The sequence below is a fragment of the Pseudomonas sp. 478 genome, from assembly GCF_003254125.1.
In the GTDB taxonomy this organism is placed as follows: domain Bacteria; phylum Pseudomonadota; class Gammaproteobacteria; order Pseudomonadales; family Pseudomonadaceae; genus Aquipseudomonas.
On the sequence record NZ_QKZG01000006.1, the window covers coordinates 164658 to 180534 of the forward strand.

Here is a 15877-nt window from a genome sequence, read left to right on the forward strand (position 1 = left end):
CAAAACATTAATTACCCAGAACATAAAAACAGGTTAATGATTTTATTAAATAACCATTAACCGCACAAACCCAGCATTCTTGCCCTTGCCACGGCATGCGTCCTGCGCTCAACCCCTAACTTTCCATGAATCCGCCGGACATGTGTTTTAACAGTATGCAATGAGATGAACAACTTATCAGCTATTTGCCGGTTAGAACTTCCTGACGCAATTAACTCAAGCACTTCCAACTCTCTCAGACTCAGTGGGCTTTCATTAGTCTCCCTGTCGGAACATGGCTCGTTATTATCGACAACGTGCAATTCCGACAAGAGGCTGGGGCAACGTCTGTATAACTGCGTCAACAACTGCGGCAAGTTACAACGGCTCGCCTTCGTTTCGCCCTTTTCGAAAAACTGCCGGGCACTCCCCAGTTCGCCCACCAAAAAGGCCACCTCGGCCATCGCCAGCAGAAGCTCGGCTTCCAGGCTGACCATTGCGTTCACTTGTGTGTGCTCAAGCAGAGCGGCGAGTCGAGCCAAAGGATTCTCCACCCGCTGCAGTTTCACCTCGGCCAGAACCAACAAATACTCAATCCGCGGAATCAGTTCCAGTGTCGCCGGGGGAGCCTGCCGGGCCTGTGGCCCCCGATAATGTTTTAGCACCCGACTCAACGCCTCGCGGGCCAGTTCGGGACGCCCCTGTTGCAACCAGCACTGACTGCTGACCTGCAGCAGAGCACCACGGTAGACCGTGTCCGGAATCTGCCGCTGCTGCATCAATCGCTCGGCATCGCGCAGGCGGACGAAGGCTTGGGCGTAGTCGCCCTGATTGGCGGCCAGTTGTGCCTGCCCGAGAAACCCGTACAGCGCACGTTTGTCTTGATTGCGAACACAGTCCTCCAACCCGGCCTGAAAAAAATCCGCTGCCTGTTCATCCAGCCCCTGACACAAGGCCAACCGCCCACGACGCAATGCAATTCGTCCCAACAAGGGTGCGGGTCGATCCGACCGCTGACGGAGTAGTTCATCGATATTGCAGAGCAGACTCTCGGCGCGAGCCGGGGCACCCCGCTGCTCCAGCCATTGCGCATGATCGAGCTCCATCAGGCCCTCGAACACCAGCGAACCCTGCGCCCGCGCCAGGCACAGCGCGTCGCGGTTGTGGGCTTGCGCCACGTCGAGTTCGCCCCTTAGCAATGCCTGTTGCGTCAAACCGGACAAACACATCAGGCGCGCCGTCCAACACTCGGGATCGAGTGCGTTCAACGCATCAAGAAAGTGCGCGCGCGAAGCCTCCATTCGTCCCTGTAAATGCAGCAACCAACCCTGCAGGGCCTGCCAACGTGCAATCAGTTGACGCTCAAGCACCGCCGAGGGTTGAGGCGTGAAATGCGCCAAATGAGCGATACAGGCAGTCGCCTGTTCGAAACGTCCGGCGAACAACAGCGCAGCTGTAATCAATCCGACCAATTGCGGGCTGCCCAGCGTCAATTCCTCGCCTTGCTGCTCATGCAAACGCAACAACAGCACCACCGTTTGCTCCTCGAACAAATGCTCGAAACTGAAGTGCTGCAACAGGCTGACCGCCACCTCATATTCCTCGGCGAGCAAGGCCTGTTCGAAGGCCGATTTCCAGTCCTGTTCGGTACAGAACCATTGGCAGGCACGCCGATGCCAGGAGCGTCCCGCCGGCCATTGCTCATCGCGCAACAACTGCGTGAACGGGGTGAATATCTGCAGCCAATCGGTGGAGTCCCCCCAAGGTTCGATAAAACAGCCCAGTGCTTGCAAGGTCCGCAAGTACTGAGCGCCCTCGCCGGCCCCGAACAGGTGATCGCACAGCCTGGCATTGAAGCGGGGCAGGTGGGCCAGCACGCGCCAGGCTTCGCTCAACTCAGGCGTCAGCGAGTTGAACAACTCATGCTCCAGATAATCGAGCAAGGTATCCGCCCGTCCCAGGGGTTTGTTCTGTCGCGACCAATCGCACTTTTGCAGCAATGCAATCCGCACACCGGCACACCAGCCGCCGGTGCGCTGGATGATCCGACTGGCCACTTTGCCGGCATGCTCCGGTACCCAGGGCTGCACGATCTGCTCGACTTCATCTGGCGTGAAAGCCAGCGAAGTGCTTTCGCACTCGTACAACTCATCGTCGAGCAGCAACCTTGGCCAGTTGCAGGGTGGCCGGCGGCGAGCACCCAGCCACCAGGTCAGCATCGGACTGCTGGTCGCCAGCATGCGATCGAGCAACAGGTCCAACTCCGGGTCAGGCAGGCGGCAATAGTCATCGAGAAACAGCCAGGTCGGCGTCTGCAATCGCGCCAGATAGCCCAGCAACTCGGATTCGTCCGACGAAGCCAGTCCCAGGGTTTCTGCCAGACGATGGCGAAAATCCACTGCGCTCAATGCGACGCCAGACAATGGCAACCAGAACACGCGGCACTGCAGCGGGGCCTGTAACAGGCATTCGGCGAGCAGCGCAGTCTTGCCACTGCCGGCCGGCGCGCAGAGTAATTTCACCCGTGCCGTGGAGGTCAGTAACGGCTCGGTCAAGCGAGCCCGTGACAGGTGATGAGTGGACAGACGGGGCAGGAATCCAGGACGGTCCAGACACGGGATCATGGCGGTCATTGCGGCGTGCCTTTTTATAATTGTCCGGCAACCCTAGCCCTCTCTAACCCGCTTGTTGAGAAGTATTCAGCACGCTGATTGGCAGCCATAAAAAAGGCGACCACCCGGTCGCCTTTTGTACTGCCAATGTATCAAAACCCTTACCGAACGCCCTCGGCGCGCAAGGCCGATGGCGTGTAGTCGGCGGCCTTGGCTTCGAAGCCGAATTCGAAACTGTGCTTCTCTTCGTTCTTCATTCCCAGGGCAATGTATCGGCCGGCAATGATGTCGTAGAGCGCTTCGAGGGTGTAGGCCGGAGTCTGGTGATCGTAGTAGTACTGAGCGTGACCCTCGGCTACTCGCCACAGCTGACCGCGACCGTCGTAGTGGTCCGCCAGCGCCACTTGCCAGCTGTCTTCGTCGAGGTACATGTGGCGTTTGGCGTAGATGTGCCGTTCACTCGGTTTGACCGTACCGATCACTTCCCAGACCCGGTGCAACTCATAACGGGTCAAGTCCTGATTGATGTGCCCGGCCTTGACGATGTCGTCGTACTTGAGGCTCGGCGAGTCGAGTTTGTAGCTGTTGTAAGGGATGTACATTTCCTTCTTGCCGACCAGTTTCCAATCGTAGCGATCCGGGGCGCCGGAGAACATGTCGAAGTTGTCGGACGTGCGCAGGCCGTCAGCCGCAGTACCCGGCCCGTCATAAGCCACTTGCGGTGCGCGACGCACACGACGCTGGCCGGCGTTGTAGATCCACGCCAAACGCGGCTCTTTCACCTGATCGAGAGTTTCGTGCACCAGCAGCACGTTACCCGCCAGACGTGCCGGGGCCGTCACCGATTGCTTGAAGAAGGTGAGCACGTTGGCGGCTTTTTCCGGATCCAGGTCCTTCATTAGTTGCGGTACGGCGATCTCTTCCTCGAAGCGGATCGGCGTGTAGCTGCCGTTCGTTTGCGGGGTCACCTGAGTGATGATGCGTCGCAGGTTGCCGCCGTGATAGCGGGTAATGTGGTTCCACAGCACCTCGACGCCGGTCTTCGGAATCGGGAACGCGTAGTAGCGGTTGCCGGTGAAGTTGGCCAGGCCGTTACCGTCGTTGATGCTGTTCACGTTCAGTGCGGAGCGCTTGGCCGACTCGTAAATCTCCGGGGGTAGGGCCACGGTGCGATGGGTCGGGTAGACCGGGATCTTGTAGGTTTCCGGATAGCGCTTGAACATCGCTACCTGGCCATCCGACAACTTGTCTTTGTACTTGTCGACCGTAGCCGCGGTGATGGTGAACAGCGGTTTTTCACTGGCGAACGGGTCAGCCAGGAAACCTTTGCTGTCGACTGCGCCGGCGTTTTTCGGGATGCCGCCGGTCCATGCAGGGATAGAGCCGTCGGCGTTGCCGGCCTTCTCGGCACCCAGCGGCGTGAGGCTGGTGCCAAGCTTGTTGGCTTCTTCAGGCGAGACCGTCGCCATCACGTTGGCAGCCAGCAGACTCAAGGCCAGGGCGCCGCATTGCAGAATCATCTTGCGCATTAAATTCATCCTTCTCAGCCAGATCAGAAGTTCACGCCGAAACTCAGCGCCAGGAAGTCGCGGTCTTCCAGGGTGTTGTAGTCACCGCCGAAGAAATCGGTGTAACTGAGGCTCGCGGTATAGGTGTTGCGGTAGTCGGCATCGACGCCGACGCTGACGGCCTTGGCGCCTTCGTTGAACAGACCGTTGGGGCCGTAGCCGGCGACGTCGTGGGACCAGGACAGGTTGGGCTTGAGGTTGATCCCGCCGATCACGTTGGCGTAATCGAGAATTGCCCGGGCGCGGTAGCCCCAGGAGGTCGAGGTGACGAAACCGTCGGTATCGCCGCCAAAACCGTATTGGCCATAGACCGAGTCACGGCCGTAACGCAGCTTGGTTCGCGACTCCAGACCACCGACGTGCACCACCGCCGCCTCGCCAACCAGGGTCAGCCGCTGGGCACCCAGCACTTGGTCGAAAAAGTGCGTCAGGGTGCTCTGGACCTGGGTCACTTCCTTGCGGCGGTAGCCTTTGTTGTCGGCACCTGGCGTGGTGGCAATAGGCGATGCCGCGCCGCCTGCGATCGGGTTGAGCAAGGCCAGCGTCAGGTCGTTGGTGTTGACTTGCACCGGAGCGTTGGGGCGATAGCTGATCTCGCCGGTCCACGCCGTGCCGGTAGGCAAGGTGGTGGAAAAGCTCGCGCCGTAGAGACGAATGTCTTCCGGGTACTCAAGGTAATACTGGCCACGACCGAGCATCACACTCTGAGCCAGTGCCGACCCGGTGCCGGGGGCGATTCTGTTGGCGGCACCGACGATGGCCGGAATCCGTGCCAGCGTTGTCAGACCGGCAGTGGTGGTGCCGACCGTCGGGGAGCGACTGTGATAGTTCATGAAGTACAGGCCGTATTCGGTATCGTCGCCGAGCCAGCGCAGCGCCGTTCCCCACTGTCCCGAATCGCGGGCATCGCGGTCCCCACCACGCGGCACGATCACACCTTCCCTGCTGACTTCGAAACCTTGGCCAAACGCCGCAGCGATCGGTTGCAACGGTGCAATCGCCGGGCTGGCCACCGTGTAATTCTTGTTGCAGCCGTCTGCCACCACGTCGTTGCCGAAGAAGGTGCCGCAGTTGTCGACGACGGTCTGGTCCCACTCCAGTTGATAGAAACCTTCCACCGAGAGTTGGTCGGTCAGGCTTTGGGAGGCGAACAGCATGTTCACCGGAATCAGGCCTTCCTTGATTTCGGCGCCAGGACGGCGGAACGCTGAAACGTCGATCGGGTTGATGCTGTTGATCGAGTTGCCGATGAAGGTACTTTCACCCCAACTCACCACCTGCTTGCCGGCGCGCACCGTGCCCGGCAGTTCGGCGATGGAATAGTTGTGATAGACGAAGGCGTCGAGCAGCTGCGCCCCGGAAGACTTGGCGCCTTCTTTACGACCGCTGTCACTGATCGGTTTGAACTCGCGATCCTCGTCCTTGAGTTCGAAGTCGTACCAGTACTTGCCACGCACGAACACCCCGGTGTCGCCGTACTTCAATTCGAGGTCATGAATACCCTTGAAGATCTTGGAGAAGGTTTCGCCCTTCTTGAAGTTCAGCCGCCCGTCATCCCCGGTCGAAGACTGGCCGGTACCGCCGTTGACCGTGCCCACCAGAGACTTGTCGGCATCGCGCATGCCCCAGCTCGCGCCGACGGACAGCGAAGAGTCAAAGGTCCCCTCGATTTCTCCAATGTTGAATGAAACAGCCTGCGCCTGGACGCAGCAACCCAAGGCAACCGCAGCGGCGAGCGCTTGCGGCGTGAAGATGGCGCGCATTGTTGTTTTTGTCATGCGTCTTCCCCGGTGAGTGACAGAAGGCCCCACCCTACTGCCGCACGTTGGGAGCGATAAGCGCACCAAGGAGGTATTCGCGGTGTACCTCCAAAGGATGAATGCCCGCATGGGACGGGGATTTGCGCGGGTTATGGATGGGCTGGATGGGGGGTTATCAGTCAGGGGCATAGGGCGTTGTGAGCGCAAACCTGTAGCAGCAGCCGCCCCAGATCCCATGACAAATGGAACTGTTGCCAAAACTGCAACAGTTCATGTCATGAATCGCTATTTTTCCTTTTGGCTCAAGGCCTTATTCTTGCCGGGCTTTCACGGCAAACAGCCGAAAAGCACGAAGCAATGGCGGTGGCCAGTCCACGCCATTGGCGACAGATTTCAGATGAATTGAAGATGTTCGACTCATCGCCCCGTGTTCACTGACGTTGATTTATTGCTCCTTAATCAATCGTCTTACTTTGGCCGCTGCGTTTGCAGCGGCCTTTTTTATGGGGGATGGTTTTGTGACGGACGCGAAGTGTAACTTTTAGCGGGTTTCCGATAACGCTATAAGCGGGTGTACTGGCGCGAGAAAGGGTCCCAACTGGAAAGTGCCCCAGTTCGTCATAGAAAAACGCTACATCAATTCAAAAATCGACACCCCAAGCCGCCTTGGACGGCTTGGGGTGTCGCAAGATCGTTAAATCGAATACTTCTGCAAATTCGCCATCATTTCCTTCAACGCTTCAAGGTTGTCCTGCGGATGCGCCGCGCCTTCAAAGTCGCAGATCTGTTGCCAATGCGCCGCCACATCTTCGGGTGAGAACCCAATCCGCGGATCAAACCCCGCGCCCAGGCTTCGCTCCCAGCGCACCTTGCCCATCCAGCCGCCACCGACTTCAAACAGCCCGGAGGTTTCCTGGCAGTTCTCGCTGGCGAGGTACACCACCAGCGGGCTGACCAGTTCCGGTTTGAGTTGTTCGAACACTTGCGGCGGGATCAGGCCTTCGGTCATGCGGGTGCCGCCGGTGGGCGCGATGGCGTTGACCAGGATGTTGTTCTTGCGGCCTTCGATGGCCAGGGTGCGGGTCAGGCCGTAGAGGCCGAGTTTGGCCATGCCGTAGTTGGACTGGCCGAAGTTGCCGTAAATGCCCGAAGTCGAAGCGGTGAAGATGATGCGGCCGTAGTTTTGCTCGCGCAGATGCGGCCAGGCGGCGCGGGTGACTTTGTAGGCGCCTTCGACGTGGACGCGGTAAACCAGGTCCCAATCGCCGTCTTCCATTTTGTGGAAGGTTTTGTCCCGCAGGATTCCGGCGTTGTTGACCACAACATCGACACGACCAAAGGCGTCCAAGGCGTTCTGAACGATTTTGTCGCCGTCGGTGACGGAGTCATGGTTGGCCTCGGCGATGCCACCGGCCTCACGAATTTCCGCCACTACCCGGTCGGCTGCCGAAGCGTTTGCGCCTTCGCCCTGAGCCGAGCCGCCGAGATCGTTGACCAGCACTTTGGCGCCCTGTTTGGCGAACAGCAGCGCGTGGGCCCGACCCAGGCCGCCGCCTGCCCCCGTGATGATCACGACTTTATCTTCGAAGCGCACAGACTCATTCATTGGGGGACTCCAGCAGGCCAGGGACAATAAGCTGGAGTGTCAGGCACGACAATGCGGGCCACAATGAACTGAGGTGAGGCTGAATGGTGCGCAATAAGGCAGGGGGATAATCAGGAACAGGCGACCTTGCGCGGCGGTGAAACCAGCTGATCGCGAAACTCCAGATAGTGCTTGAGCACCAGCCCCGGCGCCTCGGTCTGAGGGTAGTGACCAATACCGGGCAACAAGACCGTGTCCGGGTTCGGGATCAGTTCCCGATAACGCTTGACCATATGCGCGCCGGAGATCGGATCGACCTCACCATCGATCACCCGCAACGGCACTTCACCACACTGCATCGCGCTGACCCAACGCTCGCGCTGGGCACGCCGCTCAGGGATGTAGGCGATCAATTTGTGCATGATCCTTGGCCCGTGATTGCTCTCGATCAGGCTCCAGAAATCGTCCATCTCGCTCTCGGTGGGACGACTATGCGGACCGAAGATCTGTCGGAAACTCTTCACCAGGCTGTCACGGGAAAAAGCTCGACCGATCATCCAGCCCAAGGGGCTGAGCAGGAGTTTTTGCATCAGTATCGGACGATGGGTTTCAGGAAAGAGGCCGCCATTGAGGAACACACAACTGGCGATATCAATGCGCGCTTCGTAATGCCGGGCCAACAGTTCCTGGGCCACGCTGTCGCCATAATCGTGGGCCAACAGATGCACCGGCTGCTCGACCTGCAGGTGTGCCAGCAAGGCCTGTTGCAGATCGGCCTGCTCCAGCAGGCTGTATTCGTGGTCCACCGGTTTGGCGGAATCACCAAAGCCGAGCATGTCGCAGGCAATCACCCGATAGCGCTGGGTCAGGGGCTGCCAAAGAAAATGCCAGTCCCAACTGGCGGTCGGGAAGCCATGGATGAGCAACAGTGGCTCACCCTGCCCCGCCGTCCAGTAACGGATGGTCTGGCCACGGAATACGAACGTCTGGCCGCGTTTGCGCCAGACACACAGAGGGATCTCGGCGAGAGGCATTAGAGTTTATAACCCGGGTCTTGTTTATCGAGTTTGCGCAGCAGCGCTGGCCAGGCCAGTGCGCCGCCCATCCCTTGAGCACTTTTGGTGACGCCGGCGATCATCGCCTTGGCGCCCGCCAGAATCTGCGGTTCGATGGCGATCAACTCGGCGCCACCATTCTGCGCCAGCACCTGGATATCGCAGGCGCGCTGGAAGGTAAACATCAACAGGAACGTGTCGGCGATGGTGCCGCCGCAGGTCAGCAGACCGTGGTTGTGCAGCATCAGGAAATTGTTTTCGCCGAGGTCGGCTTGCAGCCGCGCTTTCTCTTCATGGTTAAGCGCAACACCTTCGTAGGCGTGATAAGCCAGGCTGGACAGGACAAACAACGATTGTTGGCTGATCGGCAAAATGCCTTGTTTCTGCGCCGACACAGCGACACCGGCGGCGGTGTGGGTGTGCAGCACACAGACGACATCGTGACGAACCTCGTGCACCGCGCTGTGGATGGTGTAACCGGCCGGGTTGATCTCGTAAGGGCTGTCCATCAGCTTGTTGCCCGCCTGATCGACCTTGACCAGGCTGGACGCAGTCATCTCGTGGAACATCAGCCCGAACGGGTTGATCAGAAAGTCTTCGGTACCGGGGACCTTGGCCGAGATGTGGGTAAAAATCAGGTCATCCCAGCCATGCAGGGCGACCAGTCGATAGCAGGCGGCAAGATCAACTCGAGTCTGCCACTCAGCGGCGCTGACCTGGTCTTTGACACTGTGTGGCGATTGGACGGGAGCTACCTTCACGGCAAGGAACCTCTAATTTTTATTCTTGGGGTTTCTATTGTTTACCGACGTTACTCCAGTCTAGTCACGCCCCGGGGATCGTGTAGTTGCATTGGCAGCCAGCTTGATGGCCTAGCGAGTCAGTACGCCGATGAACGTGGATCCATGTCAAAGTACTGCCGCCAACAAGGGTGCGGCGAACAGATTCAGCAGCCCCGTCAGAACCATGACTAACCCCGCCACCGAGCCCTCTTCACCCCCCACTTCATGTGCTCGACTGACCCCGGCACCGTGAGCACCGACACCAAACAGCGCCCCTCGAGCCAAGGCACTGCGCAGGGGCAACCACTTGAGCAGAATGCCGCCGAGCATCGCCCCGAACACCCCGGTGAACATCACAAACACCGCGGTCAGTTCCGGTACGCCGCCCAGGTCATGGGCCAGCGGCATGGCAAAAGGCGTGGTGATCGAGCGCGGCACCAGCGACATCGTCACCGAACTGTCCAGTGCCAGCGCCTTGGCCAACCCGAACGAACTGCCGATAGACGCCGCGCTGCCCGCCAGCATCCCCAGCAACAACGCCGACCAATGCCGCATCAGCATCTGCCGCTGCTGCCAGATCGGTACTGCAAAAGCGACGGTAACCGGCCCCAGCACCAACATCAGCCAATGTGTGTTGCTCGAATATTCGGCATAAGCGGTGTGCAGCGGCACAGCGAGTGCCAACAGCAAGGCTGGAACCAGAATCAGCGGCGACAACACATAGCGCCCGGTGCGCTGATAGATCCAGCGACTGAACAGATAGGCCAGCAGCGTGAAGGCCAGCCAGAACATCGGCATCAGCTCAAGCTTCACGAGACCTCCTCAACCGCACCATCAGTTCCACGGTAAAGGCGGTCACCAGCATCACCATCAGCGTGCTGACGCCGATCACCAGCAAAATTCGCCAACCGTCGCTGCGCAGCAGGCCGCCGTAATCGAGCAGGCTCATGAGCGCCGGAATGAAGAACAACAGCATCTCGGCCATCAACAGGCCGGCGCCCATTTGCAGCGCTGCCGGTTTGACCACACCTAAAGCGAACGCCAGCAGCAACAGCACCATGCCGATGACACCACCGGGAATCGGCCAGGCAAACCACACGGCCATCTGGCAGCCAAGCAGATAGATGGCCAGCAGTACGGCTAATTCGGTCGCCAGTCGAGCCAATTTTTTTAAGGTTGATGCGTTCATGTCTTCGGTCCTCACAGGTGCTCATTTTAAGGAGCGGGCTGCCATACCCGAAGCGAATTGTTAGACTCGAAGCCATTCCAAAATGGAATCATGCAGATGGAATTCAAACAGCTACGCAGCTTCGTCGAGGTCATGCATCAGGGTGGTTTTACTCAAGCCGCCAAGACCCTGCACATCAGTCAATCGGCGGTGAGCAAACAGGTCGCTCAGCTGGAACAGAGCCTGGGCACTGCGCTGCTCGAACGGCAGGGTTCGCAGCTGCGCCTGACGGCCGCCGGCAGCGTGGTCCTTCTACGGGCCGAAGGCATGTTGCGACTGCGCAACGAACTGCTCAGTGAGCTGGATGACTTGAGCCAACTGGCCCGCGGGGAATTGCGCCTGGGTTTGCCGCTACTGGGCAGCGATGCGCTGTTCGCCGGACTGTTCGCCGAGTACCGGCGACGCTACCCCAACATCAGCATTCAATTGCTTGAGGGCGGTAGCCTGAACATCGAACAGGCCGTTTTGAGTGGAGAGCTGGAACTGGGTGGCAGCCTGTTGACGAAGGACCCTCAGTTCGCCTTCCAGCCTTTCTGCGATGAACCGCTGGACGCCCTGCTGCCGGCCGATCATCCGCTGGCGTCGAAGACCGTGATTGGGCTGGAGGAATTGGCCGACACGCCATTCTTGCTGTATCAGCGCAGCTTCGTGCTCAACGACCGCTTGCTGCAAGCCTGTCAGCAGATGGGTTTTACGCCCAAGGAAGGTGGTCGCAGCGGCCAGGCTGACTTTCTTGCGGCGCTGGTGGCGGCCGGTCAAGGAGTGGTGCTGTTGCCGCGCGTGGTGGCACGCGGGCTGGTGCGGCCAGGCGTAGTGCGCCTGACCTTGAACGCGCCGAGCTATCTGCGTTGGGATATCGCCTTCATCTGGCGTCAGGGCGCGTACTTGTCAAAAGCCGCGCAAGCCTGGCTCGCCTTGCTGCGCGAGCGGCCGGTCAGCCCCGCAGAGCGCTGACCAACTCCGCCAGCCAAGGCTCGGCGTCGGTTTCCGGCGTCACGCTTTCGCTGGCGTCCAGGCGCAGCATGGGCAGGACTTCGCGCAGGCCCAGTTCGCCGAACAATTCGCGCATCAACTCGCCGCCGCCGCAAAACGTGTCGCCGTAACTCGCATCGCCCAGACCAATGACGGCGCCCGGCAAGTCACGCCAGGCCGCCGGCAACTGGTCGCGAATGGCGAAATACAACGGTTGCAGGTTGTCCGGCAACTCGCCCATGCCGGTGGTCGAGGTCACCGCCAGGAAGGCTTCAGGGCCAAAGGCCTGAACATCGGCGAGGCTCGCACGCGGGTTGTGCCAGGTTTCGAAACCCGCTGTTTTTAAAATTGTTGCGGCGTGGCGGGCGACTTCTTCAGCCGTGCCGTACACCGAGCCGGAAAGGATGGCGACTTTCATCAATCTGATCCTGAAGCTGAGTAAAAAGACGGGGGATATTAACAGCCGTGGCAAAAAAGCTGCGATTGACTCTCAATTAACCCGGGTGACCAGTAGAAAGTTCTCAATGTTCTTTTAGAATGCATCCCACAATCAAATTGGAAAGGACTCTCCGATGATTAACGCCCAACTGCTGCAAATGGTGATCAATGCTTCCAACGACGGCATCGTGATTGCCGAAAAGGAAGGCGAGCACGACAACATCCTGATTTACGTCAACCCGGCATTCGAACGTCTGACGGGTTACACCAGCGAAGAAATCCTCTACCAGGATTGCCGTTTTCTTCAGTCAGGGGACCGCGACCAGGAAGCTCTCCCGTTGATTCGCGAGGCGTTGAGCAGTGGCGGTTCCTGCCGGGAAATCCTCAGAAATTATCGCAAGGACGGCACGCCGTTCTGGAACGAACTGTCCCTCTCGACGATGAAAAACCCTGATGACGGACAGACTTATTTCATCGGTGTACAGAAAGACGTCACCCTTCAGGTCAAGGCGCAGCAGCGAGTCGCGCAGCTGGAAGCGCAACTGGCCGAGGTCCAGACCGAGCTTGCCGCACTAAAAGCGACGAACGGCAAAAACAAAACGAAGAATTGATTGTCATTAACTACAATCACCGGTGACTTCGTAATTTTTTCTGTCGAGCAGATCATGCAACGCGACGCACTCCTGACGCAGGATGAGCTGGATTTTATCCAGAAAATGCAACACAACCCGCAACTCAATGTGCGGGATGCGACGTCGAGCCTGCTCGTCAACGGTGGTTCACAGATCCGTGACCTGCTCACGCGCCTTGCCGCTCATGAGCAAGTCACCATCCAGGCCAACTTCGAAAATCAGCAAATGACTTTCCCGCTGCATCTGGTGGAAGACGAATTTCACGCAATGCATTTACGCCTTGGCGTTCCCAGCATCTATGAAGACGGACCGATGGTCCGGCCATGGCGCCTGGTACTCGAAGAACCGGTTGCACTGGAGAATGCCAGTGGCCAGTCCGGTACGATGTGGGTGCACGAAGTGTCGTTCAAAGGGGTTTTGCTGGAAGTTCGCAACAAGACCAAACCGCCAAAACATTTCGCCTTGTGGTTCAGCCCGTCTGGCTACGAGCGCATCGCGTTGCGCGGCACCTTCGAGAGAGAAACCGAGAATGGCTTCTATGCCTATCAGTTGAATCAGGATGACAAAGATGAAACCGAGCGTCTGCGTCAGTACATCCTTCAACAGCATCGGCTGACGCATCCGGCCATGCATCTCTGATTCAGGTGTCCAGGTTGCCTGTCAGGAACTGTTTCAAACGCTGACGCATGACCGAACCTTCGTTACCCAGACACCCAATCGACGATCCAGCCAGGCTCTCCTGCACCAGATCGGACGCCCCCCCGGCCAGTATCAACTGACAATCCAGGCTCAATGCCAGGCGCTTCAAGCGCCGTGGCAACTCGAGCGCAGGCGCGTGATTGGAAACCAGCACCAGCGCCTGGGGCTGGACTCTTTCGCAGACCAGGGCCAGTTCATCGAATGGCTGACCGATAGCCAACACTTGAATAGCCGAATCGACACTGCTCAGAAACAGCGCCGTTACCAGCACTTCGAGTTCACGACACTGATCGCCCAAGGCGCAGACAATCACCCGTCGCGGCTGCAGGACACGCACCAGCAGCAGGCGTTGCAACACTCGGGAGCGCAGAAAACCATCCAGGAAAAGCCACTCGCTGGCCTGGCCGAACGCTTCATGGTGCTGCAGCAATTGCTTCCAGAGTGGAAGCAGAATGTTCTGAAACACGATAGTCAGGGGATAACTGGCAAAGATCTGTCCATAGACCTGCTCCAGTTGAACCTCATCAAAGGCACTCACCGCCGACTGAACTTGCTGCTGCCATTGCGTGTGGTCAGCGTGTACGAGTTCATTGGGGATGATGTGCGACAGGGTCTGAAGCGGTGTAATCCTGGCCAGGATCTTGCCGACTTTACTGACAGCAACACCGCGCTCGATCCAGCCAAGGATGCTGCGAACACGATCGATATCGGTCATCGAATACAGTCTGTGCCCACTTTCGGTGCGTGCTGGCTGTATCAGTCCATAGCGGCGTTCCCATGCACGTAGCGTCACCGGGTTGACCCCTGTCAGGCGCGACACTTCGCGAATCGGAAACAGTTCTTCCTGCTCGAGTGGAAGACCGGGCTGCAATCCAGGGACGAGGTCAGTCAGGACAGGCATATTTTAATTCTACATCCATGTATAAATTGGATCCCATTCTACCTCTCCTGCCCCCCCACCATTCAAGACGTTGATCGCGGCGACTATCACTGACGTACCCGACCGAATCAGGAATAATCCTTGCTTGTTCCAAGACGCAGTCCAACACCCTGGCGCTGCGCCTGGCGAAACTCCTACCCGGAGCGACGCGATTGTCATACGGAGATACACAATGTCTACCTCACCCGTCACGCTGATGGTTGCGCGCCGCGTCGCCGATGGGCGCTATCAAGACCTGATCGCCTGGTTGCACGAAGGCGAACAACTGGCCACCGATTTTCCCGGCTATCTCGGCTCTGGCGTGCTCGCTCCGCCGCCCGACGATGACGAATTCCAGATTATTTTCCGCTTCGCGAACGAGCAGACTTTGCACGCCTGGGAGCATTCCGCCTCGCGTACCGCATGGCTGGCACGCGGCAGTGACTTGTTTGCCCATCCAACGGAACACCGAGTCAGCGGCATCGAAGGCTGGTTCGGCGCGGCCGGCCAACGACCACCACGCTGGAAACAGGCTGTGGCGATCTGGCTGGCATTCTTTCCGGTTTCCCTGCTGTTCAACTTTGTCCTCGGGCCGTTGCTGAGCGACATGGGTTTGCTGAGCCGGGTGTTCATCAGCACCTTGTGCCTGACCCCACTGATGGTCTACTTCTTCATTCCGCTGTCGACCCGCCTGCTGGCCAGTTGGCTGAACACCACGCCGCAACGGCCGCTGCCCGCTGCACCCTCCCCCCAAAATCACTGATCTCTGTAGGAGCAAGGCTTGCCCGCGATTGAGACAACCCGGTCTTTTTGTGAAACCGCGTCATCGTTCATCGCGAGCAAGCATTGCTCCTACGCGGTAGAGGTGAATGCCCCACGTCGCTGGTATAGTTTTGCTCTTACCGCGACGCGAGCCGTTCATGACCTCTTTCGCAGCTCCAATCCTCATCACTGGTGCCGGCCAACGTGTCGGCCTGCACTGTGCGCAGCGTTTGCTCGAGGATGGCCAGCCGGTGATCTTCAGCTACCGCAGTGAGCGCCCCGGCGTGCAAGTCTTGCGCGACCTGGGGGCAACCGCGGTGTTTGCAGATTTCTCCACTGAAGCCGGGATCTTCGCGTTTATCAGCGAACTGAAAAACCACACCGACAGCCTGCGGGCTATCGTCCACAACGCCTCCGAATGGCTGGCCGAAACCCCGGACACCGACGCCGCAGCCTTCATCCGCATGTTCAACGTCCACATGCTGGCGCCCTATCTGATCAATCTGCATTGTGCCGACTTGCTGCAACGCTCAAGCCCCGCCGACATCGTGCACATCAGCGACGACGTGACACGCAAGGGCAGCAGCAAGCATATTGGCTACTGCGCCAGCAAAGCCGGGCTCGACAGCCTCACCCTGTCCTTCGCCGCGAAATACGCGCCGACAATCAAGGTCAACGGTATCGCGCCAGCCCTGCTAATGTTCAACCCCGACGACGACGCGGCGTACCGCGCCAAGGCACTCGCCAAATCCGCGCTGGGCATAGAACCCGGCAGCGAAGTGATCTACCAGAGCCTGCGTTATTTGCTCGACAACCCTTATGTCACCGGCACGACCCTGACCGTCAACGGCGGACGGCACATCAAATAAGCGGCCCCCGCGAGGAT

15 protein-coding genes are annotated in these 15877 nt (G+C 58.8%); 5 read left to right on the forward strand and 10 right to left on the reverse strand.

The window, feature by feature from the left end:
- Window positions 1-56: 56 nt before the first annotated feature.
- From DFS28_RS14490 to DFS28_RS14530, 8 genes are all read right to left on the reverse strand, one after another.
- Window positions 57-2612, reverse strand: a complete 2556-nt coding sequence (locus DFS28_RS14490) for a LuxR C-terminal-related transcriptional regulator (protein WP_111450371.1) — start codon at window positions 2610-2612, stop codon at window positions 57-59.
- A gap of 140 nt (window positions 2613-2752) precedes the next feature.
- Complete coding sequence (locus DFS28_RS14495; RefSeq protein WP_111450372.1) at window positions 2753-4120, reverse strand: DUF1329 domain-containing protein; 1368 nt, start codon at window positions 4118-4120, stop codon at window positions 2753-2755.
- Between the two features lie 23 nt (window positions 4121-4143).
- A complete protein-coding gene (locus DFS28_RS14500) occupies window positions 4144-5937 on the reverse strand; it encodes a DUF1302 domain-containing protein (protein ID WP_111450373.1) in 1794 nt (597 codons plus the stop codon).
- A 676-nt stretch (window positions 5938-6613) separates the two neighbouring features.
- Complete coding sequence (locus tag DFS28_RS14510; RefSeq protein ID WP_111450375.1) at window positions 6614-7525, reverse strand: SDR family oxidoreductase; 912 nt, start codon at window positions 7523-7525, stop codon at window positions 6614-6616.
- A gap of 110 nt (window positions 7526-7635) precedes the next feature.
- Entirely contained in the window at window positions 7636-8538 is a 903-nt protein-coding gene (locus DFS28_RS14515) for an alpha/beta fold hydrolase (RefSeq protein ID WP_111450376.1), read from the reverse strand.
- Entirely contained in the window at window positions 8538-9320 is a 783-nt protein-coding gene (locus DFS28_RS14520) for a class II aldolase/adducin family protein (protein ID WP_111450377.1), read from the reverse strand. Before DFS28_RS14520 ends, DFS28_RS14515 begins: the two co-directional genes overlap by 1 nt.
- A 147-nt stretch (window positions 9321-9467) precedes the next feature.
- Window positions 9468-10154, reverse strand: a complete 687-nt coding sequence (locus DFS28_RS14525; protein ID WP_111450378.1) for an LrgB family protein — start codon at window positions 10152-10154, stop codon at window positions 9468-9470.
- Window positions 10144-10530: a CidA/LrgA family protein gene (locus DFS28_RS14530; RefSeq protein ID WP_111450379.1), complete on the reverse strand. Its 387-nt coding sequence runs from the start codon at window positions 10528-10530 to the stop codon at window positions 10144-10146. The genes DFS28_RS14525 and DFS28_RS14530 overlap by 11 nt, the downstream gene beginning before the upstream one ends.
- 96 nt (window positions 10531-10626) lie before the next feature.
- On the opposite strand from DFS28_RS14530, the gene DFS28_RS14535 reads away from it, so the two are divergent.
- On the forward strand, window positions 10627-11523 hold the full coding sequence (locus DFS28_RS14535; RefSeq protein WP_111450380.1) for a LysR family transcriptional regulator: 897 nt from the start codon (window positions 10627-10629) through the stop codon (window positions 11521-11523).
- Here DFS28_RS14535 and DFS28_RS14540 read toward each other — a convergent pair.
- Entirely contained in the window at window positions 11504-11959 is a 456-nt protein-coding gene (locus tag DFS28_RS14540; protein ID WP_111450381.1) for a flavodoxin, read from the reverse strand. The two genes, DFS28_RS14535 and DFS28_RS14540, sit on opposite strands and share 20 nt — an antisense overlap.
- A gap of 154 nt (window positions 11960-12113) precedes the next feature.
- Between DFS28_RS14540 and DFS28_RS14545 the strand changes: the two genes are divergently transcribed.
- Window positions 12114-12590: a PAS domain-containing protein gene (locus DFS28_RS14545; protein WP_111450382.1), complete on the forward strand. Its 477-nt coding sequence runs from the start codon at window positions 12114-12116 to the stop codon at window positions 12588-12590.
- A gap of 54 nt (window positions 12591-12644) precedes the next feature.
- Entirely contained in the window at window positions 12645-13250 is a 606-nt protein-coding gene (locus DFS28_RS14550; protein ID WP_111450383.1) for a hypothetical protein, read from the forward strand.
- A gap of 1 nt (window position 13251) precedes the next feature.
- Here the strand turns inward: DFS28_RS14550 and DFS28_RS14555 are convergent, their stop codons facing one another.
- Window positions 13252-14211, reverse strand: a complete 960-nt coding sequence (locus DFS28_RS14555) for a MerR family transcriptional regulator (RefSeq protein WP_111450384.1) — start codon at window positions 14209-14211, stop codon at window positions 13252-13254.
- A gap of 211 nt (window positions 14212-14422) precedes the next feature.
- Here DFS28_RS14555 and DFS28_RS14560 point away from each other — a divergent pair, with 211 nt between their 5' ends.
- Complete coding sequence (locus DFS28_RS14560; protein WP_111450385.1) at window positions 14423-14992, forward strand: antibiotic biosynthesis monooxygenase; 570 nt, start codon at window positions 14423-14425, stop codon at window positions 14990-14992.
- A gap of 157 nt (window positions 14993-15149) precedes the next feature.
- A complete protein-coding gene (gene folM / locus DFS28_RS14565) occupies window positions 15150-15860 on the forward strand; it encodes a dihydromonapterin reductase (RefSeq protein ID WP_111450386.1) in 711 nt (236 codons plus the stop codon).
- The last annotated feature ends 17 nt before the right edge of the window (window positions 15861-15877 follow it).

Bases quoted from the DNA above. Each gene is read 5' to 3' on its own strand.
- DFS28_RS14545 (WP_111450382.1), top strand. From the start codon at position 12,114: ATGATTAACGCCCAACTGCTGCAAATGGTGATCAATGCTTCCAACGAC.
- DFS28_RS14540 (WP_111450381.1), bottom strand. From the start codon at position 11,959: ATGAAAGTCGCCATCCTTTCCGGCTCGGTGTACGGCACGGCTGAAGAA.
- folM (WP_111450386.1), top strand. From the start codon at position 15,150: ATGACCTCTTTCGCAGCTCCAATCCTCATCACTGGTGCCGGCCAACGT.
- DFS28_RS14495 (WP_111450372.1), bottom strand. From the start codon at position 4,120: ATGCGCAAGATGATTCTGCAATGCGGCGCCCTGGCCTTGAGTCTGCTG.
- DFS28_RS14510 (WP_111450375.1), bottom strand. From the start codon at position 7,525: ATGAATGAGTCTGTGCGCTTCGAAGATAAAGTCGTGATCATCACGGGG.
- DFS28_RS14500 (WP_111450373.1), bottom strand. From the start codon at position 5,937: ATGACAAAAACAACAATGCGCGCCATCTTCACGCCGCAAGCGCTCGCC.
- DFS28_RS14560 (WP_111450385.1), top strand. From the start codon at position 14,423: ATGTCTACCTCACCCGTCACGCTGATGGTTGCGCGCCGCGTCGCCGAT.
- DFS28_RS14535 (WP_111450380.1), top strand. From the start codon at position 10,627: ATGGAATTCAAACAGCTACGCAGCTTCGTCGAGGTCATGCATCAGGGT.
- DFS28_RS14555 (WP_111450384.1), bottom strand. From the start codon at position 14,211: ATGCCTGTCCTGACTGACCTCGTCCCTGGATTGCAGCCCGGTCTTCCA.
- DFS28_RS14530 (WP_111450379.1), bottom strand. From the start codon at position 10,530: ATGAACGCATCAACCTTAAAAAAATTGGCTCGACTGGCGACCGAATTA.
- DFS28_RS14490 (WP_111450371.1), bottom strand. From the start codon at position 2,612: ATGACCGCCATGATCCCGTGTCTGGACCGTCCTGGATTCCTGCCCCGT.
- DFS28_RS14550 (WP_111450383.1), top strand. From the start codon at position 12,645: ATGCAACGCGACGCACTCCTGACGCAGGATGAGCTGGATTTTATCCAG.
- DFS28_RS14515 (WP_111450376.1), bottom strand. From the start codon at position 8,538: ATGCCTCTCGCCGAGATCCCTCTGTGTGTCTGGCGCAAACGCGGCCAG.